The organism is Enterococcus sp. DIV1096b, assembly GCF_050498765.1.
In the GTDB taxonomy this organism is placed as follows: Bacteria; Bacillota; Bacilli; order Lactobacillales; family Enterococcaceae; genus Enterococcus_D; species Enterococcus_D entomosocium.
This window is the reverse complement of record NZ_JBMHEK010000001.1, coordinates 940,319-961,054: the sequence shown is the minus strand read 5'-3', so window position 1 is coordinate 961,054 and position 20,736 is coordinate 940,319. Positions and strand designations below refer to the sequence as shown.

Genomic DNA, 20,736 nt, shown 5'->3' with positions numbered 1-20,736 from the left:
CGAACTCTTGCTCATTTGCCTAGTAAATCGAACAAATTTCTTTAAGCGTTTTCAAAATAACGATTCAACGGGCAAAGGAAAAGGATCGAATCGACTGGGGGCCAAAGGTCTGCAATGCTTCAGCTGCGTGATATAACGTTCTACCGGTAGTGTAAACATCATCGATCAACAACAGTTTCTTGTTTTTTATTTCAACCGTTGCCTCTGGCTTCACCGCAAAAGGTTGCACCTCCTCTAATCGTTGCTTGCGAGAACGTTGAGCTTGTGGTGCGGTATCAACCACTTTATCCAGCCATTCTTTCGACTTAACTCCGCCTGCGTCCAGCACAGCGGTCACTTGATTAAACCCTCGCTCCTGGTAACGTTCTGCCGATAGCGGGATGGGTATCAAACAATCGTAATCAAAGTTGTTGATCTTTTGTCTGATGGCAGCAGCAAAGGTCTCTCGCAACTGATAGTTTCCCATTAATTTGTATTCGTGAATCCACTCCTTCATCCCTTGATCGTAAGCGAACAGTGCCCGATGCTGCAAATGGATCATGGGACAGGTTTTCGCCCAAAAGAGACAGTCACTGCAGGAAATGGTATCCTTTTTGCCACATGTTGGGCAGCAGCTTTGCCAATTGATCACTGTAAATCGCTGAGCGCATTGTGGACATAATTCTTTTTCGGGGATGCGCCAAGGAGCCAACAGCTCAATGATCGTTACCTCTCTTGAAAAAAATATTTGGCACCAACTACACTCCATCGGTCAACCAGCTCCTTGCTAATTGGTTCATCTCATTGATTTCTTTGATTGCTTGACGGATCGCTTCTGTCGTTTGGTCGTAGAAAAAAATGACTTCCCCTTCTGTAAACGCACCTTTGCGATCGACACGGCCAGCGATTTGTACTAACGCCGATTTTGTAAAGACCGGGTGATTGGCTCCCAGTACCACCACTGAGACATTTTCAAACGTTACACCTCGTTCTAAAATCATCGTTGTAAACAACACCTTGTACACTTGGCTGCGTGCCGATTGGACTTTTTCCCTCCGTTTTTCATCTTGTGAAGAAACACTAGTGAGGAGCCATGATGCTTCTTGCCTGCGGACTGCCCCTTCCATTTCCTTCATCAGCTGAATACTTGGACAAAATACCAAGACAAAGTTTTTTTTAACCAACCGCTGCAAGTGCTGTAGCAATGGTCGCAGCCAACGTTTTTTGCGATAAGCCTGCGCCCAGCGGCTATAATGAATAGGTTTCGGAACGATCAGCGGACGCTGATGAAACCGTAGAGGCATTTTTAACACTGCAAATTCCGAATAAATTTCTTGCAACAATCGTTTTGAAGGCGTCGCACTTAAATAGATCAGACACCCGTTTTCTGCCAAGGCATTGTATAATCCGTAACGCAGCTGCGCATCGCCCTCGTAGGGAAATGCATCTATCTCATCCACCACGATCAGTTGAAAGCTGCGATAAAAATGCAGTAGCTGATGAGTGGTGGCAATAAGGATCGTTGTATAACGATAAGGTTCTTCTGATTTCCCATAAAGGAGCAGGCTTTCCTCTTGTGGGAACGCTTGTTGAATCCGGGGGAACAGTTCACGGCAGACATCGATCCGCGGCGAGACGATCGCCACACGACCACCTTCTTGCCGTATGTGGCGGATCGTTTCAAAGATCATCTCGGTCTTCCCTGAACCCGTGACTGACCAAACAAGAGACGATTTCTTTTGTCGACAATTTGCCACTAATTGCTGAGAAATTTTTTGCTGAAACGAAGTCAACACTCCTGGCCAAACGATCTTGTGATCAAAGGCTGCAAGATCCGTTTGTTGAATTACGAGTTGGCCATCTGATGTGATCCGACCATAGCGAATACAAGTTGGACAGTAATAGCAGCCTATCGGCAATAGAACCGACGGCTTGTGGTGGGAAGAACCGCAACGCTGACAAACGATTCTCTTCCCCTGCTCGAGCATTGCCGGTCGAGAATCAAAAGTTTTTCCTACACTCATTGTTTCATCTAAAACAAAAAATTGTCTTCCTTTTTGATTGGTCATAACATACACCTCAGTTTTAAGTACGCAAAAAAATCGGTTCAAGTACTTTTTGAAAAGTACTTGAACCGATTACAGGTTTCTTGTTTGCTTCAACAGCAGGTCTTGCTTATTCGCCGATCAATGTCAAAGCTTGATCTAAGACTTTTTCGCCGTTCATCATGCCGTAATCTGCCATGTTGATTACTTCTAATGGAATTCCTTTTGGCGCTAGACGTTTCTCGAAATCGCCTTTCATGAAACGAACTTGTGGTCCTAATAGTAAAACGTTTACGTCTTTGCTTTCTAAATGTTGATCTGCTTCTGATGCGGAAACTGCAAAAATATCTGCTTCTAATCCTTTTGCTTCAGCTGCTTTTTGCATTTTTGTTACTAATAAGCTTGTACTCATCCCTGCAGAACAAACTAACATAATTGTTTTTTTCGCCATATCGAACACTCCTTGAATTTTAAGAATAAGATAACATTTCCTATCTCTAGTATAGAACAAGTTTGAAATTTGTCAACGCTTTCTATCCAGCAACCAGTTTGATTTTACTAAACGATTAAAAACGACGTACTCTTTTTTTAAATTGACTAGGACTACCTCGTAGCCGGCATTCAGCCACGCATAAGCCCCATTTTCTGGATGTCGGTAATCATTCGCCCACCAATCGCTACTGGTGCGGGCACTTTTGGGCAAACCGGATGCGGGGAAAAGAAATTCATCAAACTGCGTAAACGTTAAGGTGATTTGCGAACCACCGTTGTTTTTTAAATAGTGAGTGATCGTATCGTACTTTTTGCGTCTACCCAAAGCAACTGCCTCCTCTTTTTAGAGTCTATGTTCGTACCTGTTTCTTTCTTCTATTTGTAACTTTCCTTCCGATTGCCTATACTAGAAACATAAAGGAGGCGATCGTGCGCGTGACTTATCGAACGATTCGACAAGACGGAGAAACAGAAATAGAAATCAAAAAATCGCGTTTCCTCTGTTCATTAAAACGAATTCAATCAGAAGACGAAGCCAAAGCGTTTATTCAAGCCCTCAAGAAAGAGCATTGGAAGGCAAATCATCATTGCAGCGCCTATGTATTAGGTGAAAATCATGAGATCCAGCGCAGCAGTGATGATGGTGAACCGAGCGGCACCGCTGGGGTACCGATTTTAGAAGTGTTAAAGAAAAACGAACTGATCAATGTGATCGCCGTTGTTACCCGCTACTTCGGTGGAACGAAACTGGGTGCTGGTGGATTGATTCGCGCTTATTCAAGTTCGGCCTCTGCTGGAATCAAAGAGGTAGGAATCGTCGAGGGTATTTTGCATCAAGAACTTGCCTTGACCATCGATTATCCCCTTTTAGGCAAGCTCCAAAACTACTTAGAACTGCAGAATATCTATATAAAAGATATTGCTTATACGGAGAAAATCGTTGTCACCTTAATGATTCCTGAAGCAGTACTTGCCGACCAAGAAGCCGCTCTGATCGATTTGCTACAAGGTCAAGTGCAATTGACCAGAGGGACTACCGAATATGTAGAACGCTTGATCGAGCAGTCCACAGAGTAAGCCAGCTTACTAAAGACCTTCCAGTGTGTGCTCTTTTCCTCAAGGAGGACGCTGCCAAGTTTGCTACAACCAATGCAGGAAGCCCAAATATTTGAAAAGCCGAAACGGTCATGCAACCAGCGACGCTACGCAACAGCTGAAACGCTCGTAGGGTCCTTTCGGCTTTTTTGGGCTTTTTGTTGCCAATTGAAATAGACAGGTTATTTTTCCATATAAAATTCAAAACGATTACCAACATATTGGGTGCGCACGTATTCAAATGGTTGACCATCTTCAAATGAAGTGATTTGCCGCATACGTAAAATCGCATCGCCGCGTTTGATTTGTAAGTAATCAGCAATTTGCTCGGAAGCGACCATGGCTGAGATTGTCTGTGAAGCGCCACCGATTTTCCGTTGTCCTTTTTCCTCTAAAACTTTATAGAGGGAAGAGATGATCTCCTCTTTGCTAAAGTCATGAATAAACTTCTCAGGGATACTCGCGACTTCAAAACAGATCGGCACATCATCCGCATACCGAATCCGCTCCATCCGTAAAATCGTTTCGTGACCTTCTAATTGCAGCTTTTCCATTTCACTGGAGCTAGGTGCAGTCAAGAAATAAGCGACCGCTTTGCTAGAAGGTTTACGACCAAGAGAATTCATGATTTCGGTAAAACTCGTCGTGCCCGTCATTTTCTCCTGTACTTTTTGGCGAGCCACATAAGTGCCGGAACCGATTTTACGCTCAAGAATCCCCTCATCTGCTAAGGTTTGGATCGCTTGTCGCAACGTCATGCGACTCACACCGAATTGTTTCGACAACTCGCGCTCTGAGGGCAGACGATCCCCGATTTTGTATGTATTGTTTTCAATATTGGCTTTAATTTGATCATGAATCTGGATATAAACAGGTAATTTTTCCACCACTACACATTCCTCCGTTCCCCTCCTATTATAACTGGTATATACCTAAATAGCTAATAAAAAAAGCAAAAACTGCTCTGTTTTTCTCAATTTGTGCGAATTCTTTCCCTATTTTATAGGCAGAAGAAAGAAGTTATCACAAAATGTCCAAACAAGAGCAGTCGCTTTTCTTTTAAATTGGTTCGGTCGCTGGCTTGAGAATTTATTCAGCCAACGCTTTATTGGCAGTGGCCATCAACAAGCGGATACGATTCAATTGATTGACGATCGAGACACCTGGATCATAATCAATGGCCGCAATGTTCGCCTGCGGGTATTGACGACGTAATTCTTTCATAACACCTTTTCCTACCACATGATTGGGCAGACAGCCAAATGGTTGCAGACAAATGATATTGTTGACATTATTTTCCAATAGATCAATCATCTCACCGGTCAAGAACCAGCCTTCTCCCGTATGATTACCAATGGAAACAATCTCGCTCGCTTGCTCCGCAAGCTGATGGATCGAATGGATACCATCAAAACGCGTTGACGCCCTCAGTGCTTTATCCATCGGTTTTTGGAGCCTTTCAATCGCCATGATCGCAAAATCAGCGATCATTTTACTTTTCTTCGCCATCCCCAAATGCTCGTAGCGCCAAATCTGATTGTAGAGGGAATAATTCATGAAGCCGACAATATCTGGTACGACCGCTTCCGCTCCTTCTGCTTCTAACAGGCGAACGACATCGTTATTGGCAGTCGGTGAATACTTCACTAAAATCTCTCCCACGACACCGACACGCGGCTTCTTGATATCTCTTATCGGCACTTGATCAAAGGCTTGAATGATTTTTTTCATATTTCGATTAAACAGACTGAAGGAGCCATTGCGGACATTTTTGGCAATTTTTTCCAGCCATTCTTGATGGAGCCGATCGACAGCCCCTGCTTCTTGCTCATACGGACGGGTGCGATAAACGACCCGTTCAAAGAGATCTCCGTATAAAAATGCCACCGCCAAACGCTTCATCATCGGTAAGGTAAAGCGAAAGCCCGGATTTGATTCAACCCCGGTGTTGCCCATCGAAATAGATACCACCGGCACTTGTGGAAATCCTGCATCGTTCAGTGCTTTACGTAACAAAGGAATATAGTTCGTTGCACGACATCCGCCGCCCGTCTGAGTCATCAAAACACTGGTATTTTCAACATCATATTTTCCGCTTTGCAATGCTTCTACTAGCTGTCCAATGGAAATGATCGCCGGATAGCACGCATCATTATTGACAAAGCGTAAACCGACATTAACCGCCTCACGATCTTCACTAGGTAGACAGACCACTTGATACCCAGAAGCTTGCAAAGCAACATCGACTAACCCGCTTTGATGGATGGGACTCAACATCGGCAATAAGAGCGTGTGCTGCTTGCGCATCTCTTTGGTAAAAATAATCTTTGCCGGTTCCTCGTATTGCTTTTTAGGTACAAAGTGCTGTTTGTCCCGTTCGTTGACTGCTGCTTTCAAGGAACGCAACCGAATCCGAATTGCCCCAAGGTTCGCTCCCTCATCGATTTTCAACACCGTATATAACTTCCCATACTGCGCCATAATCTCTTCGACTTGATCAGTAGTGACTGCGTCGATCCCGCAACCGAATGAGTTTAATTGAACCAGTTGTAATTGTTTGTTTTTCGCGACCACTCGAGCTGCCGCATACAATCGCGAATGATAGACCCATTGATCCACAACCCTCAGATCGCCGACATTTGCTAAATGAGCAATACTGTCCTCAGTCAATACATGGAAGCCTTCTTGGGTAATGACTTCTGCAATCCCATGGTTGATTTCAGGATCCAAATGATATGGTCTTCCAGATAAAACGATCCCTTTTTGATTGGTCGTCATCAGCATACGTAGCGTTTCTTCTCCCCGTTGCGCAATATCTGTCTTGAACTGATCCAGCTCCTCGAAACCGCTGCGTAGGGCTTGGGCAATTTCTTCTTCTACAAAACCAAAATCTTGAAAAGTACTCGTTAAAGTTTTGACCATTGAGGCTTCATCCGCCAAATTCAAAAACGGACAGCGGTAGTCAACCGCCCCTTCACGAATCGCATCGACGTTATTACGAATCACTTCTGGATAGCTTTGCACAATTGGACAGTTAAAATGATTCTCAGCGGCAGTGTTCTCTAATCGCTCAAAAATGACCCCTGGATAAAATATCAACGGTACGTTTTGATCAATCAGTGCTTGGATGTGTCCATGGGCTAGTTTGGCTGGGTAACAAACCGTATCACTAGGAATCGTTTCGATCCCTTGCTCATATAGTTCTTTGTTGGAACGTGGCGACAAGGTTACTCGAAACCCTAACTTGGTGAAAAAGGTATGCCAAAGCGGATAATTTTCATAAAGATTCAATACTCTTGGTAGGCCGATTTCACCATGGACGGCCTCTTTTTTACGCAAGGAACGGTACTTAAACAAGCGGCGATATTTTTCATCCACAAGATTGACTTTGCGGTCTTCTTTCTTGATTTTGATTCGCGCACCACGTTCGCAGCGATTTCCGGTAATAAATTTTCGACCGTCAGAAAAGAGGGTCACCGTCAACAAGCAATTGTTTTCGCATAGACCGCAATTCGTAAATTCTTTTTCTGCTTGGAAATCGGCCATTTCTGCAGGAGACAACAATGTACTAACATCGTCAAGGGCTGCTTCTTCTAAAGCGATCAAAGCGGCACCATATGCCCCCATCAAACCGGCGATCGATGGTCGAACGACTTCACGGCCGCTGATCAATTCAAAAGCGCGCAGAACCGCTTCGTTATAGAAAGTCCCTCCTTGGCAGACGATTTTCTCGCCGAGGTCTTCAGGTCGCCGAACCTTGATCACTTTATAGATGGCATTTTTTATGACCGAGTAAGACAAGCCGGCTGAAATGTCGCCAACAGAAGCCCCTTCTTTTTGGACCTGTTTCACTTTTGAGTTCATAAAGACGGTACAACGCGAACCAAGGTCAACCGGTGCTTGGGCTTTTGTCGCTGCCAACGCAAATTCTTTGACATCCTGATTCATAGATTTGGCAAAAGTCTCAATGAAGGAGCCGCATCCTGAGGAACAGGCTTCATTCAATTGAATCGAAGATAACGCGCCATCTTTGACCGTCATCGCCTTCATGTCTTGCCCACCAATATCTAGGATAAAATCAACCCCCGGCTGGAAATGTTCGGCAGCTTTGTAATGGGCCATCGTTTCCACTTCACCGATATCGACTTTCAGTGCATGTTTGATCAAATGCTCGCCGTAACCTGTGATCGTTGACTTTGCGATGTAAACGTCAGAAGGCATCTGACGATAAAGCTCTTGTAAAACCGCCATCGTTGTCGCTAACGGTTCACCTTCATTATTGCCATAGAAAGAAAACAATAATTCCCCTGCATCATTGATCAAAACCACTTTCGTTGTGGTTGATCCTGCATCGATGCCTAGATAAGCAGCGCCTGTATGCTCAGACAACGCTTTTTCTGTGGCCACCGCTTGAGCATGGCGAGCACGAAAAGCAGTCAATTCCTCCTCGTCTTTAAACAATGGGGCTAATGTATCAGTTGGCGCGAGTTTGCCATCTTCTCCGTTGGCTAAGCGGGCCAATAGCACGGAAAGCTGTTGCTCTTCTTCTGCATACAGTGCGGCCCCCATCGCTACAAACAGTTCTGGGTTCTCGGGAAAAATGATATCTGCTTCTTGCAGGTTCAACGTATCGATAAATCGTTGACGCAGTTCCGACATAAACGTCAGTGGACCGCCTAAGAAGGCTACCTTGCCTTTGATTTTACGACCAGCAGCCAAGCCAGCAATCGTTTGATTGACCACCGCTTGAAAGATACTCGACGCAATGTCTGCTTTTGCTGCTCCTTCATTGATCAGCGGCTGCACATCGGTTTTGGCAAAGACCCCACAGCGTGAGGCAATCGGATAAAGGGTTTGATAATCTTTGGCTAGTTCATTGACCCCATTGGCATCCGTTTTCAATAAAACCGCCATCTGATCAATAAACGCACCCGTTCCACCGGCACAACTGCCGTTCATTCGCTGCTCCAATGCCCCTTCAAAAAAGGTGATCTTCGCATCTTCGCCGCCTAACTCGATAGCCACATCGGTTTCGGGAATCATTGTCTCAACTGTTTTGGTACAAGCGATGACCTCTTGGACAAATGGGATCCGCAAAACTTCCGCCAGACCCATCCCACCCGATCCGGTAATCGCCAGCGCCAGCGGCTGATCTTCGATCACTTCTTGCGCTTCTCTAATGATTTTTTCCGCTGCCTTCTGGATGTCTGCATAGTGTCGTTCATATCTTGAAAAACACGTTTGATTGCCTTCATCTAACAGAACCATCTTGACTGTTGTCGACCCGACATCGATGCCCGCTTTATATTTTTTCATTTGTTGCCTCCATCTAAACAACACTTTGTTGATTATCTAACAAGCCGTTTGTTATAATACTTATGTTCATTGTAATTCTTTTGATTGATAATTCAACAAACAATTCTAAGGAAGGTGTGGGATAAACAACAATTACCCGTTTTTTGTTGTTTATTTTGAAAGGAAATTCACAATATGAAAAAATTGGATTTACGTGTCAAACGAACCAATAAGTACATTATTGAAGCTTTTATCCGCTTAGTGGAAGAAAAAGGCTTCGAGCAAGTGACTGTCCAAAATATCGCCGATGAAGCCATGATCAACCGTGCAACCTTTTATGCCCATTACAAAGACAAACAAGACTTGTATGAAAAGATATTTGACTTGGCTGTCGAATCATTTACCGCGATTCTTGATTTTGAAGATTTTGTTCAAGGAAATCGCATCAAAATCCGCAAAATCGAAGCGGCCATGACCGAACTTTTTTTACACATTCAAAACAATCGTTCCTTTTATTTGACGATCATGGATGCCTCTGCCATTGAGATCATCCGTAAAAAGTTGGGCCTGATTTTGACTGAACGTTACCAAGAGATCTTTTCAACGTTAAGAATCACCGAAGGAGACATTGAAGTGCCCTTAGACTTCATCATTGACTATATGACCTCGATATTTGTTGGTACCTTGCATTGGTGGCTAACGGCAGAAACAACGATGACACCCGACCATCTAGCAAAACTTGTCATCAAACTGGTGGCAAACGGCCACCTGACTGTCTTGGGGATTGAGATTGAGGAATAAAAAAAAGAAGCTGCGAATGTGCAGTTTCTTTTTTATTCCTCAATTAGTGATTCTTTGAACGCCATTTGATCGTGTCTTTCGTCTTGCGCTGTTTCGTTACTTTGATTCCTTTTGGAGCCACACGAATCGCATAATCTTCCTTTTTCACCACATCATAGACATGCTCTGCAACTTCCGTTACTTTTTCTTTTAGATTCAATTTAAATTTCATGTGTTTTCATCTCCCGAATGCTTTACTAATAGCCTATCGCAAATAAAAAAAATCTTCAACTTATAGCCCTTCATAAAAAAGGATTTTTAGGGTTTTCGTTCCTCTTTATTGGACAAGCGATTTAGACGCAACCAATGCTTCGTAATGCTGAACTGTTTTTCTAGGTTTAGTAGAAAATTTGTTGAACAAACGGAACGATCCTTTCTTCTCCCCTTCACCGTTCCCCATTTCTGGCAATTCAGCATTATTGACATAGCTTTGGTTTGAAGGATGTTTGCAGAAACTTATCTTTTTCATATGCTCCTCGTTTCTTATCAAATGAGACTGAGTTTGATCGACAGATTGTCTCCAGTTAGACGCACTTATTTTCTATTTTCAATAAAAAAGTGTCAGTAGAAAATCCAACGATTTCCCACCAACACAAAATAGTGTAGTTTCCAACTACCACGAAGTTCGATTAATAAATTAAATAGTCAGAAGCACCAGCTTGCTTGATCTCGATCACTAGCTTATGAGGCAGGCAAATGCTCGTCTGTCCATTGCGATAGATCCAGCTGGTTTTGACAGCAATTTGGTCCGGGCTATTGTCTTCACGCACTCGGATCGCACCATCTTTGATCTCGACGATATTGTACTGACCTTCTGCTGGATAATACGTTTTTTCCATCGCATCGATTTCTTCCAAGTTGAAACGGTCAACTTCTTCCCCATTGATTCGCACGATCGCATAACGATCCCCAGTATCACTTTGGGCTTGCGCTTCAAATAGAAAAAGCGGTAAAAAAGAGCCAACAACTAATAGAACAAACAATAGATAATCATAGGGCTTTAATAGTTTTAAAAATGGCTGGATCGTCTTTTTCATCACATGTACGCCTTTCACTGTTCATTCACTGTTCCTTTTTAGAAGGTAATCGCTCTTCGAAAAAAGCAGTTAGATCAATGATCTCTTCCTCTGTGAAGGTTTCTTGCTCCCATTGGTCAAGAATTTGTTCTTGCAAAGCCAAATCCATTTCCCAAAAATGATCGATCTTCTTGAAATGCTTTGGGTCAAAGGAACGAAACACGGGGTAGATCATCAAAAATTCTTCAAAGGTAAGATCCCAGTCCTCAGTATAATCTTTAACGACCCCTTCTGACAAGGCTTTTTCCGTTGGATCGCCATTTTCTTTGATTAAACCAGCTTCGTAAAAATGGCGATAGATGGCCTCTTTGGTGATCTCTGGATGAAATTTTTTACTGTGACGATAGGCTTCTTCAATCAATGATGGATAGATGATCTCCATTTTCCCCCTGCTTTCTGGACGGCGTCATAAGACGGCGTTAATTCTTTTCGATTGGGTGCTGTGCTTTGTATTCTGCTAAAGATACATGGTGGCTGCGCTTGAAGGTTCCTGTTGTCCCATCAAACGAAATCGCTGGGGATTTGACGCCATGGTGGGTCCGACGCTTATTCTTTTTTGCTTTTGATGTTTTTCTTGCAGGTACTGCCATGTCATTTCCAACTTTCTGTCACTTTTTCATTATGCACGCAGCTGCAATGCATTTTTTCGTTTGTTTCGTTTAAATTCATGAATGATTTTTAATGCGCGTTTCCTTGTTTTGATGTTCGGGCTCTTTAAACGTCGATACGCACTAGACAAGTCCGTTTTTTCCATGTTGACTCCTTTCTGTTACCAGCTTGCTTTTGTAACGCCGGGAATTTCTCCGAGGTGTGCATGCTTACGGAAATTGATCCGTGACATGCCGAATTTATTCATGTAGCCCCGAGGACGACCATCGATCATATCCCGTTTCTTCAAACGAGTCGGATTCGAATCCTTCGGTAGTTTGGCCAATGCTTGGGTATCTCCTTGCGCTTTTAATTCTTGACGCACTGCTCGGTATTGTTCGATCAGTTGTACTTGCTTGTTGTATTTTGCCATTTTTGATTTTTTTGCCATTCAGTTATTGTCCTTCCTATTTCTTGATTTCACGAAAAATCGCTCTGCGCCGCAACTTTGGTGAATATTTTTTTAATTCTAAACGTTCCGGCGTATTGCGCTGGTTCTTATTAGTCAAATAAAGTCTTTCCCCTGTCTCCACACATGCCAAAATAATATTGTTTCTCATAATAACCAGCTCCTTTCTCTTGCGTCACACCAAAAAAGGTTAAAGTGTAACGATTACGTTTTGTATCATATCACACTCAAACATAGGAAGCAAGCAAAACTATTTCTTCTTTTTGTTATTTAACACGTGAAGAAAACGTCATATGAATTTGTTTTCAATCGTTGCTGTCATTGGCGGCAAGGTAACAGGAACCTGTAGCTTTTGATCGCGCAAAAAAACCACCTGATCTTTAAGGAATCACTGGTCGGGCTTTTCAAGCAGCCCACGTCGTGATCCTTTATCAGGTGATTTCTTTCGGTTAATTTACTGATTTGTTCTCATGTGATGCAAGCCATTCACTGATCGCTTGCAAGCGTTCTATCCGCAAGTTCGGCAAGCCATTGCGTGATAAACCATGAGAGGATTGAGGAAACAGCATCAGCTTCGTATCGACGCCTTTACGCTGCAACGCCATGTAAAACTGCTGTCCTTGTTCTTGCGGACATCGCAAATCATTTTCCCCATGGAGTACTAGCGTAGGTGTCTTGACTTGGCTGGCATAGGCCAAAGGCGACATCTTCCAAAGTCCTTCGGTCTCATCAAGTTCCCGCAACAATTGGAATTTGACAAAGGCAGGTCCAATGTCGCTCGTCCCATAAAAGCTGATCCAATTTGAGATCGAGCGTTGCGTAACTGCCGCACAAAAACGATCGGTATGACCAACGATCCAGTTGGTCATAAAGCCACCATAGCTGCCACCAGCTACATGGATCGTGTTCGTATCGATTTCTGGATGGTTTGCCACCACGGCATCAACCCCCAACAGCAAGTCTTGATAATCTTTATTGCCATAATCACCTAAAATCGATTTGACAAACGCCTGACCGTACCCTTGCCCGCCACGAGGGTTCAACAAGATGACCCCATAGCCGTTAGCGGCATGGACTTGCATCTCGTGGAAAAATGTTTCGCCGTAGCAGACTTGCGGACCGCCATGGATGTACAAAATTGCTGGATGACTTTCTTGTGTTTCGGTCGGGGGCAAATACCAGCCTTGAATTTGCCAACCATCTGCTCCTTCGTACCAAAACGCTTCGGGTTTACTGATCGCTAACTGTGACATAATTGCTTGGTTGGGATCATATAGATCAGTTACTTCGCCACTTGTTAAGTCAATCAAGCCTAAGCGACTAGGGATCGATGGCGTCGCATAAGCAACAGCAAGTTTGGCTTCCGAATAGATCGCCGCATCAAGGATATCCATTTTTTCATCAAGCAGTTTGGTCCATTCTCCTTGGATCGAGGCGCGGTACAATTGTAGCTTGCCATGCTCCGTTACGGGTACAAGGAATGTGTCATCCGTCAACCAGGTGATCGCTACGCCGCGATTTTTTTGTTGAAAATCACTGATGATCGCATTGCCAAAAGCGATGTCAAGATCTTGGGAAAGATTTTTGACCGCTTTCGTTTTTAAATCGATCAAAAATAAATCATCCAAGGTCACAAATCCGTAAGAGAGGTCATTGCCTAATAATAGCAGCTGATCATTGCGCGCTGCAGCAAAAGTATACGTTCCTTCTGGCAGAATGTTTTCTAAACTTTCTGTCTTTTTCGTCTGGCTATTTAGGAGACAAACCTTCGATCCATAGTCCCACTCGTCTTCTTCCTCTTTGTCAAAAGTGAGAAACAAAGTCTCTTGATCATCCGCTAAGCCAGAGAACACAAAGGGATACTTATGCTCAAAAATCAGTTCCGTTTCTTGTGTCGCGATCGTTTTTTTGATGATCGAATGTTTTTTTTCTTTTAAAAAGCCGACGCCATCCGCCAAATAATTGACTTTCGTAGTAGCTTTTACTTGTGGAAATTCCTTTTGCTTGTCCGTCTTTTCTTTGTCGTCTTGATTCTCTGAAACCGTCTCCTCTTGTGCCAGCTGGTAATAGATAGCTGTTGCGTCTTGCTTCCAAAAATAGTCGCCCAGACCTTTTTCAGTCACAAGTGCTTGGGGCTTGCCGCCGGACACCGACATCGTCCATAACGTACTTTCACCTTTCTTTGGATCGGTCGTCACAAAACTGAGCCATTGCTCATCTGGCGAGACCTTTAGGCTGTTGTGGGTCGTCGCTTCGGTGCCCCACTCACGCCTTTCGTTGGTCTTTGGGTCAATACTATAAATCGCTGAATCATACGTATTGGTCTCTTGGTTGACTGCCGTTTCCAAGTAAAAAACCTGATTTTGCCCCACGGCAGGTTGCGCAATCGTTTTCAGTTCAAACAGTGTCTCATTCGTTATTTTTTCCATCCATTTCCCTCCAAATATACGTATTTTCGCAGTAACTATCTACTAGTATATCAAAAGAAACGAATTTTTCTGCATTTTTTAATAGTGAAATCCTCGCAAATTCGCTACTTCTTCAAAACCAGCCGACATCCCTGTCTGCCTTAAGATCTCCTGCCCATTTTCTAAAAGGGTTAAGGTGATTTCCGTACTGGCGCTTTCGCGAATGATCCGATTCATTTGTCCAATAGAAGGTGCTAACAACGAATGGCCTTCTTTCGTCAAAACTTCGATCGTCAGCAGCCACTGTTTTTGTTTGAGATGGATCACTAAACGGTCTTCCGTGCGTTTGACATCATGAATCTTTGCGCCATGATAAGTAGCAAAACGATATTCTTGGCTGCCGACTTGCAGAACACAAATCGTTCCCAAAAAAGCAAAACCCGCAAAGGGAATGTCGGCTGCGGAGAAAAAGAACCGAACATCTGGCGCATCAAAGCTGTTGCACTGAACCCAAATATAAGCTGCTGGAAAGGAGGTTCCCCAATCTTTTTCCAAATAACCGATCCCGTTCGTAAAATCGATTGGTTCTTCGTTCCAGTACAGCGTACCTTCTAAGGTATGACTCATGCTCAAGACACCGTGGTAGCACTCCATAAATGACAGATACGAAAAAGGCCCCATGATACTCGGCGCATAACGTGTCCGCTGAATCGGTTTGTGGTCGTTGTATTTTACTGCTCCTTGTACTTGAAGATCGTTATTTTTTAAAGAGACTTGAATGCCTGCTTCACTAAAGATATTGTCACCAATCGTTACTTTACGCTCCTCTTCTGACACTTGAAAGTCAGTTTCCGGAAAGGAAAAGTAATGCGCGCCCTCATGATTGATCACTTGAATGAACACTTCTTTGGTCCCGTCTTTTTGAATCGAAAAACCAGGAATAAAAGCATAGACTTCTTCACCGATTTGGTGCTTATGGTACCAGCCTTCAAAAAAAGCGGTCTGCTTGTCGTGGCCGTGAAAGAACCGATCTGTTGTCAACATCTTGATTTCCCTCCGTTTCTTTTTTAAGTGTAGCATGAAGCAGAAAGATTCCTCAGGATAATGCTTTTTCTATGTAAAAAAAGCCAGAAACAAGTAAGACACTTGTTTCTGGTTTTGCTTATTGCTCTTTCATCACTCGTTTGAAAATATTCTAGCAGAATAAAAAAATCTCCTAAGAAGAATTTTCTTCTAGGAGATGTTTTTATCAAATATATCAACGTTTCACCCCACGTTGATAGGAATCATTGTACGCTTGAAAGGACTTATCGTGAAGTTTAGCCGCTGCATCTGCCAACCAGTTGACATTTCTGATCAACGCGCGGCCTTGTAAAACCAAATCCACTTGATTGGTTTGCAAAAGATATTCGCAAAGATCAGGATTATCCAATAAACCGACTGCTGCTACGGGAATATCGACCACTTGCTTGATGGCTGCAGCAAAGGGCACTTGGTAGCCATCATAGATCGGAATATTAGGCTTTTTATCCACCACACCACCGGTTGAGCAATCAAGACAATCAATGCCATCTGCTTGAAGCCATTGGGCTACTTGCTGCCAATCTTCCAACGAATTTTGGCGTCCTGGTTCTTCATAGTCTGTCAGTGACAAGCGCATCCACAATGCCCCAGAAAAGACCGCCCGAACTGCTTGTACCGTTTCTTTTACAAAGCGATACCGATTCTCTAAGGAACCACCATACTGGTCGGTGCGTTGATTGACGAATGGCGAAAGAAATTGGTCCATCAAGTAGCCATGAGCCCCATGAAGTTCGATCATCGCGACACCCGCATTAGCTGCTCGTTGGGCAGCCTGAACAAAACTGTCTTGCACCCGTTTGATCTCCGCCAGGGTCATTTCTGACGGTAACGGGTAGCGTTCGTTAAAGGCAACGGCACTTGGTGCCAAAGGATTGGTGGCATCAACTGCTTTTCGTCCTGCATGGCTTAGTTGGATGCCTACTTGCGCATTGAAACCATGCAGCAGTTCCACCAATTTCGTCAGTTCTGTTTGCTGTTCTTCATTCCATAACCCTAGATCATTGTTTGTGATTCGTCCGTCTGGTTCAACGGCAGTTGCTTCGATAATGATCAATCCGGCTTTGCTTAATGCTCGTGCCCCATAGTGAACAAAATGAAAGGGCTCCGCAACACCGTCTTCTTTTTTTACTTCATACATACACATCGGCGACATAACGACGCGGTTGGCCAATGTTAAATTCGCTAGCTTCACTGGTGACAATAGTTTGGACATGTTGACACTCCCTCAACGATTTTTCGCTTTGTATTTTTCTCTATATTCAGTATAAACAGCCCCTTCAAAAACACAAGCAATGACCCTTTTTCTCATTTTTAAAACAAAAAAATAGACGCATTCTGCTTGCTCCCATGACATTGGAACAATCAGCTGCCTCTTCCCACTATTATTATACCGCATCCAGAGTCAAAAAAATAGACTAGTATTTTTGGTGGATGCCCGTATAATTGAGTTACTTTGGAGAATGGATGTGAGTCTGAATGAACAACCTAAAGGCTGAAAAGAAGCATCTCGCAGACACGTACCAGCAATTGCTGACACGAAAGACAGTGCTGAACAGTTTCTTGACTGAAGGCAGAAAAAAAGATCGCCTTGCGATGCAAAGCATCGGCGAAGAGATTCGCTTAAACTTTGATAATTTTGCTGACCGTTTAGATACTTTTGCTGCCATCGAAAGTAAGAATCGTGAGATCGACCAAATGAACGCCGCTCTTCAATCTGCTGAACGTGAATTAGCTGCCATCGACCGTCTTCTGGATAGTCCCTACTTTGGTAAAATCTCCCTACAATTTGAAGATGAGGAAACGATAGAAGATTTTTACATTGGGATCAATGGTTTTGTTAATGAAAATAAGGAAGGGCTGATCTATGATTGGCGCTCCCCAATTGCCGAATTGTTCTATGCCAAACGCTTGGGTCCGGTCTCTTATCAAGTGAACAATCAGACGATTTCTGCCGTTCTTGAACAACGCCGTCAATTTATTATCGAAAAAGATCAATTGAAGCAAGCCTTTGATACCTCAGTGGCGATTCAAGATGACGTGTTACTGGCAGCCCTTGAAGCCAATAATAGCCAAAAAATGCAGGATATCACTGCTTCGATCCAACACGAACAAAACGTCATCATCCGTGACTTAGCGCATAAAAACCTACTGGTCAACGGTGTTGCTGGAAGCGGAAAAACTTCTGCTGTCATGCAGCGGATCGCCTTTTTGCTGTACCATTTTCGTGAAGAGATGACCGCAGAGAATGTCTTGATCCTCTCCCCGAATTCGCGGTTTATTGATTATATTTCGCAAGTGCTGCCTTCCCTCGGTGAAAAAAATCCATTGACGTTGACCATGCGGCAGTTTTGCCAAGTATTTCCTAGCGTTGACTTAGAACCGGAAGAGGCTTATTTTGACCGCATCCAGCAAGCACCCAGTGAAGCAATCGAACTTTTACGCAGTGCTGACTTCAGCCGCTTTCTTCAATCCTTGAGCAAACAGCTGCCAGAAGAACTTGTGCTTCAGTTTAAACCAATCAAAAGAAAAAACGTCGTCCTTTTTTCTGAAGAAACGATCGACACTTTCTTCCAAGAAACACCGAAACAGGCACCCTTGCGCGATCGCATCCAAGCTGTCAAAAAGAAATTGGCTTACGCTTGGGAGGAACGATTGCAAAAAAATGCCTTAGCAGCGAATGTTCACGACCAAGTTCGTTCTTTGACTGAAGATGAACAACGATCCCTTTTAGGGACAGTTTTAAAAGATGATTCAGAAAAAACGATTCAGAAAGCAGCCCTTCGCCTCCTAAAGAAAAAATATGCAAAAGTTACGAAACAAATCAACGACCTTACGTGGTTTGATACGAAACAATTGTTAGCAGACAGTGCCGACTATTTTACTCATGGACAGATCACTTTGACGCAAACAACAGATAGTTTGGATTATACTGTTTGTCTATTGCTGATACGTCATTTGGTGGCCGAAAAACAACCTGTCCCTGCTTTGCGCTATCTCTTTATCGACGAAGTCCAAGATTATACGCCAGCACAACTGCAGTTTCTATTATGTCTTTTTCCTATGACCGCTTTCACCCTCGTGGGGGATCAGCAACAGGCGATTTTTACAAGTGCCATCACCGTATCAGAAATCCAAACGATATTTCAACAACAGGCGAAATCCCTCGAAACGTATCAGCTGACTACGAGTTATCGGTCTAGCGGTGTAATCACACGGTTATTTGCTCAAATGCTACCAAAAGAAAACAATTTAAAAATCTCTGCCGTTCGACCAGCAGGAAAGTTGCCACAGTTTTATGCCAATCTGACTGACGTTGCCTTGGTAGACATAGTAAAGGAACTTAAGCAGCCAGTAACGATCATTACAAAAGATAGTCGATCCAGTGAAGAGCTTAAACAATTCTTCGATAAACAGGCCGTGTCATTTCATGGAACGGTTTTACCGATTCATCTTGCCAAAGGATTGGAATTTAAGCAGGTTCTTTTATATGATGTTTCAGCAGAAAATTATCATACCGATCAAGATCAGCGGATTCTCTATACGGCGATTTCTCGTGCAATGGAAGAACTGATGGTAACTTCAAAAACGACCTTTTCACCGTTTCTCACTATTTGATAGTAGAACGAGAAACCTCCTATTTTCTATAGAATCTTGATAAGATTTGAGAGAACCCTGTCTTGTCTCTCTGGGTAATTCTCTTGTCTGACCGATTTAGAAAGCGATCGATCAAATAAAAAAGCATCAACGCGATTGCGTTGATGCTTTGCTTTTGATTTGATTAGCGATGGATGTAAGTATATCCAGATGCGCTCAATGTTGCAGTGTTTGGTCCACCAGGACTGTCAAAGCCCATTCCGCCTTGAGAGATTGTGATCGTATTGTTTGATGGGTTGTATGATTCAACATAGGCTACGTGACCATAAGTTGGATCAGCAGTCCAAACGCCACCAACTGATTGACCAGCGGCAAAGACTACAACAGCACCGGCTGCTGGTGTACCATTGACAGTGTACCCATCAGCTGCAGCTGACGCACCCCATTGGGCCCCGTTACCCCAGTAAGTACCTACCCAAGGAGCGCGGTTTTTCACGTACCAAGTACATTGACCCCAAGCATACATGTTCCCTGAGCTTGAATGATCTTTTCCGCCGCCTGTAGAAGTACTTCCGGTAGAATCATTGTTTGATGAAGAGTTTGAACCTGAGTTACTTGAACTTGAATTGCTTGAACCATTGTTCGAAGAGCTTGTGTTCGATGAACTTGAGCTGTTAGAACTGCTAGTATTGCTTGAACTTGAGCTTGTGTTGCTTGAAGAACTACTTGTTGCTGTTTCAGTAGAAGCAACTGTATTTTCTGTCGTGCTCTCTGTTGATTGGGCAGCAGCTTCTTCTTGTGCTTCTTTCAAAGCAGCAGCTTGTCTTTCTTCTTCTGCTTTTTGAGCAGCAGCAGCTTCTTGTTGTTCTTTCAAGATACGGGCTTTTTCAGCTTCCGCTTCTTGTTTTTTCTTGTTCAATGCATCTTTGTCTTTTTCAGCAGTTGCTTGTTCTGCTGCTAAGTTTGCTTTCAAGACATTTAAATCAGCTTGTTTTGCTGCAATGGCATCTTTTTGTTGGCTAAGTTCTGCTTGGTTTGCAGCAACTTCTTGGATCTTGCTTTCGTTTTCTTTGACTTTGTCTTCAACATCTTGTTTGTCTTGTTTTTGTTGTTCAACTAAATCATTGTTTGCATTGACGATCGTTGTCATCGCTTGTACGCGACCGATAACATCCGTTAAAGAATCTGCTTCTAAAACAGCATCAATGAAATTGGTGCTTTGACCGTTAACTTGTACATCACGGGCTTGCTTTTGAATTGCTTCTTCACGTTTGGCAATACGCAATTTCAATGTTGCGATTTTGTCTTGCAATTTCTCAGCTTCTTGACCTAACTCAACTTGTTTTGCTTCTAATGAAGCAACTTTTGCACTCACTGTTTCAATTTCTGCTTCTAGAGAATCGATCTGTGATTGGGCGTCAGCTTGCTGACCTTTAAGAGAATTGATTTTTTGGTCTTGCTGCTCGATTTGATCATCAATGGAATCTGCAAATGCTAATGCAGGTGCTGCAACTGCGGTTAATGTTAGTGAACACACCATTAATGCTGATAACAAACTATTCTTCACTCGTTTTTCCTCCGACTAGCTGGTTGATTTGACAGATGAACTGCCTTTATAAAAACTTAATTTTGTCTAAGAAAGTTTAATGTTCGATTTAACGACAAATGAATTCTACCATAATGATATGACACACAGATAAAGGAAATGTTACAAAAATGTTTCAATCTAACACTTCCTTTATCTCAGCGATAAATAACAGAACAATTAAAGA

General features: G+C 43.2%; 21 protein-coding genes. 3 read left to right on the top strand and 18 right to left on the bottom strand.

Annotated elements, in window-relative coordinates; translation table 11 throughout:
* Positions 1-64 precede the first annotated feature (64 nt).
* From IGJ17_RS04605 to IGJ17_RS04590, 4 genes are all read right to left on the bottom strand, one after another.
* The gene (locus tag IGJ17_RS04605) at positions 65-748 is read right to left on the bottom strand and encodes a ComF family protein (protein WP_034872461.1); all 684 of its coding nucleotides are present in this window, start codon (positions 746-748) and stop codon (positions 65-67) included.
* Positions 738-2,048 (bottom strand): DEAD/DEAH box helicase, encoded by a 1,311-nt coding sequence (locus IGJ17_RS04600; protein ID WP_086332115.1) that lies wholly within the window; start codon positions 2,046-2,048, stop codon positions 738-740. Before IGJ17_RS04600 ends, IGJ17_RS04605 begins: the two co-directional genes overlap by 11 nt.
* A gap of 106 nt (positions 2,049-2,154) precedes the next feature.
* Positions 2,155-2,475 carry a PTS sugar transporter subunit IIB gene (locus IGJ17_RS04595; RefSeq protein WP_005228768.1) on the bottom strand — a complete coding sequence of 107 codons (321 nt, stop codon included), beginning with the start codon at positions 2,473-2,475 and terminating at the stop codon, positions 2,155-2,157.
* Between the two features lie 72 nt (positions 2,476-2,547).
* Positions 2,548-2,841 carry a DUF7662 domain-containing protein gene (locus IGJ17_RS04590; protein ID WP_005237305.1) on the bottom strand — a complete coding sequence of 98 codons (294 nt, stop codon included), beginning with the start codon at positions 2,839-2,841 and terminating at the stop codon, positions 2,548-2,550.
* Positions 2,842-2,951: 110 nt separating this feature from the next.
* Here IGJ17_RS04590 and IGJ17_RS04585 point away from each other — a divergent pair, with 110 nt between their 5' ends.
* Positions 2,952-3,593 (top strand): YigZ family protein, encoded by a 642-nt coding sequence (locus IGJ17_RS04585; protein ID WP_086317472.1) that lies wholly within the window; start codon positions 2,952-2,954, stop codon positions 3,591-3,593.
* A gap of 200 nt (positions 3,594-3,793) precedes the next feature.
* Here IGJ17_RS04585 and IGJ17_RS04580 read toward each other — a convergent pair whose 3' ends face one another.
* Together IGJ17_RS04580 and IGJ17_RS04575 are read right to left on the bottom strand one after the other, a co-directional pair.
* A complete protein-coding gene (locus tag IGJ17_RS04580; RefSeq protein ID WP_005228765.1) occupies positions 3,794-4,501 on the bottom strand; it encodes a GntR family transcriptional regulator in 708 nt (235 codons plus the stop codon).
* A 199-nt stretch (positions 4,502-4,700) separates the two neighbouring features.
* Positions 4,701-8,927: a 2-hydroxyacyl-CoA dehydratase gene (locus tag IGJ17_RS04575; protein ID WP_086332114.1), complete on the bottom strand. Its 4,227-nt coding sequence runs from the start codon at positions 8,925-8,927 to the stop codon at positions 4,701-4,703.
* Between the two features lie 174 nt (positions 8,928-9,101).
* Between IGJ17_RS04575 and IGJ17_RS04570 the strand changes: the two genes are divergently transcribed.
* Entirely contained in the window at positions 9,102-9,707 is a 606-nt protein-coding gene (locus IGJ17_RS04570; protein WP_005237309.1) for a TetR/AcrR family transcriptional regulator, read from the top strand.
* A gap of 43 nt (positions 9,708-9,750) precedes the next feature.
* Here the strand turns inward: IGJ17_RS04570 and IGJ17_RS04565 are convergent, their stop codons facing one another.
* From IGJ17_RS04565 to IGJ17_RS04515, 11 genes are all read right to left on the bottom strand, one after another.
* Positions 9,751-9,918, bottom strand: coding sequence for a hypothetical protein (locus IGJ17_RS04565; protein ID WP_005237320.1), 168 nt, complete (start codon positions 9,916-9,918; stop codon positions 9,751-9,753).
* Between the two features lie 105 nt (positions 9,919-10,023).
* On the bottom strand, positions 10,024-10,215 hold the full coding sequence (locus tag IGJ17_RS04560; RefSeq protein WP_086332113.1) for a hypothetical protein: 192 nt from the start codon (positions 10,213-10,215) through the stop codon (positions 10,024-10,026).
* 160 nt (positions 10,216-10,375) lie between these two features.
* The gene (locus tag IGJ17_RS04555; RefSeq protein ID WP_005237322.1) at positions 10,376-10,783 is read right to left on the bottom strand and encodes a NusG domain II-containing protein; all 408 of its coding nucleotides are present in this window, start codon (positions 10,781-10,783) and stop codon (positions 10,376-10,378) included.
* A 25-nt stretch (positions 10,784-10,808) separates the two neighbouring features.
* Positions 10,809-11,204 (bottom strand): hypothetical protein, encoded by a 396-nt coding sequence (locus IGJ17_RS04550; RefSeq protein ID WP_086332112.1) that lies wholly within the window; start codon positions 11,202-11,204, stop codon positions 10,809-10,811.
* A 37-nt stretch (positions 11,205-11,241) separates the two neighbouring features.
* On the bottom strand, positions 11,242-11,412 hold the full coding sequence (gene rpmF / locus IGJ17_RS04545; RefSeq protein ID WP_005237324.1) for a 50S ribosomal protein L32: 171 nt from the start codon (positions 11,410-11,412) through the stop codon (positions 11,242-11,244).
* Positions 11,413-11,441: 29 nt separating this feature from the next.
* Entirely contained in the window at positions 11,442-11,576 is a 135-nt protein-coding gene (locus IGJ17_RS04540; protein WP_005237325.1) for a putative metal homeostasis protein, read from the bottom strand.
* A gap of 15 nt (positions 11,577-11,591) precedes the next feature.
* On the bottom strand, positions 11,592-11,861 hold the full coding sequence (gene rpsN / locus IGJ17_RS04535) for a 30S ribosomal protein S14 (protein WP_005237326.1): 270 nt from the start codon (positions 11,859-11,861) through the stop codon (positions 11,592-11,594).
* A gap of 16 nt (positions 11,862-11,877) precedes the next feature.
* Positions 11,878-12,030, bottom strand: a complete 153-nt coding sequence (gene rpmG / locus IGJ17_RS04530; protein ID WP_005225339.1) for a 50S ribosomal protein L33 — start codon at positions 12,028-12,030, stop codon at positions 11,878-11,880.
* Positions 12,031-12,328: 298 nt separating this feature from the next.
* Positions 12,329-14,308 carry a S9 family peptidase gene (locus IGJ17_RS04525; protein WP_086332111.1) on the bottom strand — a complete coding sequence of 660 codons (1,980 nt, stop codon included), beginning with the start codon at positions 14,306-14,308 and terminating at the stop codon, positions 12,329-12,331.
* A 78-nt stretch (positions 14,309-14,386) separates the two neighbouring features.
* Positions 14,387-15,331 carry a tocopherol cyclase family protein gene (locus tag IGJ17_RS04520; RefSeq protein ID WP_086332110.1) on the bottom strand — a complete coding sequence of 315 codons (945 nt, stop codon included), beginning with the start codon at positions 15,329-15,331 and terminating at the stop codon, positions 14,387-14,389.
* A gap of 214 nt (positions 15,332-15,545) precedes the next feature.
* Positions 15,546-16,583: an NADH:flavin oxidoreductase/NADH oxidase gene (locus IGJ17_RS04515; RefSeq protein WP_086332109.1), complete on the bottom strand. Its 1,038-nt coding sequence runs from the start codon at positions 16,581-16,583 to the stop codon at positions 15,546-15,548.
* A gap of 263 nt (positions 16,584-16,846) precedes the next feature.
* Between IGJ17_RS04515 and IGJ17_RS04510 the strand changes: the two genes are divergently transcribed.
* Complete coding sequence (locus IGJ17_RS04510; protein ID WP_429961148.1) at positions 16,847-18,985, top strand: HelD family protein; 2,139 nt, start codon at positions 16,847-16,849, stop codon at positions 18,983-18,985.
* A gap of 163 nt (positions 18,986-19,148) precedes the next feature.
* Here the strand turns inward: IGJ17_RS04510 and IGJ17_RS04505 are convergent, their stop codons facing one another.
* Positions 19,149-20,531, bottom strand: a complete 1,383-nt coding sequence (locus IGJ17_RS04505) for a CHAP domain-containing protein (RefSeq protein WP_223347066.1) — start codon at positions 20,529-20,531, stop codon at positions 19,149-19,151.
* Positions 20,532-20,736 lie beyond the last annotated feature (205 nt).

Excerpts from the sequence above, each read along its gene's own strand:
- IGJ17_RS04605 (WP_034872461.1), bottom strand. The coding sequence starts at position 748 with ATGGAGTGTAGTTGGTGCCAAATATTTTTTTCAAGAGAGGTAACGATC.
- IGJ17_RS04600 (WP_086332115.1), bottom strand. The coding sequence starts at position 2,048 with ATGACCAATCAAAAAGGAAGACAATTTTTTGTTTTAGATGAAACAATG.
- IGJ17_RS04595 (WP_005228768.1), bottom strand. The coding sequence starts at position 2,475 with ATGGCGAAAAAAACAATTATGTTAGTTTGTTCTGCAGGGATGAGTACA.
- IGJ17_RS04575 (WP_086332114.1), bottom strand. The coding sequence starts at position 8,927 with ATGAAAAAATATAAAGCGGGCATCGATGTCGGGTCGACAACAGTCAAG.
- IGJ17_RS04570 (WP_005237309.1), top strand. The coding sequence starts at position 9,102 with ATGAAAAAATTGGATTTACGTGTCAAACGAACCAATAAGTACATTATT.
- IGJ17_RS04565 (WP_005237320.1), bottom strand. The coding sequence starts at position 9,918 with ATGAAATTTAAATTGAATCTAAAAGAAAAAGTAACGGAAGTTGCAGAG.
- IGJ17_RS04560 (WP_086332113.1), bottom strand. The coding sequence starts at position 10,215 with ATGAAAAAGATAAGTTTCTGCAAACATCCTTCAAACCAAAGCTATGTC.
- IGJ17_RS04555 (WP_005237322.1), bottom strand. The coding sequence starts at position 10,783 with ATGAAAAAGACGATCCAGCCATTTTTAAAACTATTAAAGCCCTATGAT.
- IGJ17_RS04550 (WP_086332112.1), bottom strand. The coding sequence starts at position 11,204 with ATGGAGATCATCTATCCATCATTGATTGAAGAAGCCTATCGTCACAGT.
- rpmF (WP_005237324.1), bottom strand. The coding sequence starts at position 11,412 with ATGGCAGTACCTGCAAGAAAAACATCAAAAGCAAAAAAGAATAAGCGT.
- IGJ17_RS04540 (WP_005237325.1), bottom strand. The coding sequence starts at position 11,576 with ATGGAAAAAACGGACTTGTCTAGTGCGTATCGACGTTTAAAGAGCCCG.
- rpsN (WP_005237326.1), bottom strand. The coding sequence starts at position 11,861 with ATGGCAAAAAAATCAAAAATGGCAAAATACAACAAGCAAGTACAACTG.
- rpmG (WP_005225339.1), bottom strand. The coding sequence starts at position 12,030 with ATGAGAAACAATATTATTTTGGCATGTGTGGAGACAGGGGAAAGACTT.
- IGJ17_RS04525 (WP_086332111.1), bottom strand. The coding sequence starts at position 14,308 with ATGGAAAAAATAACGAATGAGACACTGTTTGAACTGAAAACGATTGCG.
- IGJ17_RS04520 (WP_086332110.1), bottom strand. The coding sequence starts at position 15,331 with ATGTTGACAACAGATCGGTTCTTTCACGGCCACGACAAGCAGACCGCT.
- IGJ17_RS04515 (WP_086332109.1), bottom strand. The coding sequence starts at position 16,583 with ATGTCCAAACTATTGTCACCAGTGAAGCTAGCGAATTTAACATTGGCC.
- IGJ17_RS04510 (WP_429961148.1), top strand. The coding sequence starts at position 16,847 with ATGAACAACCTAAAGGCTGAAAAGAAGCATCTCGCAGACACGTACCAG.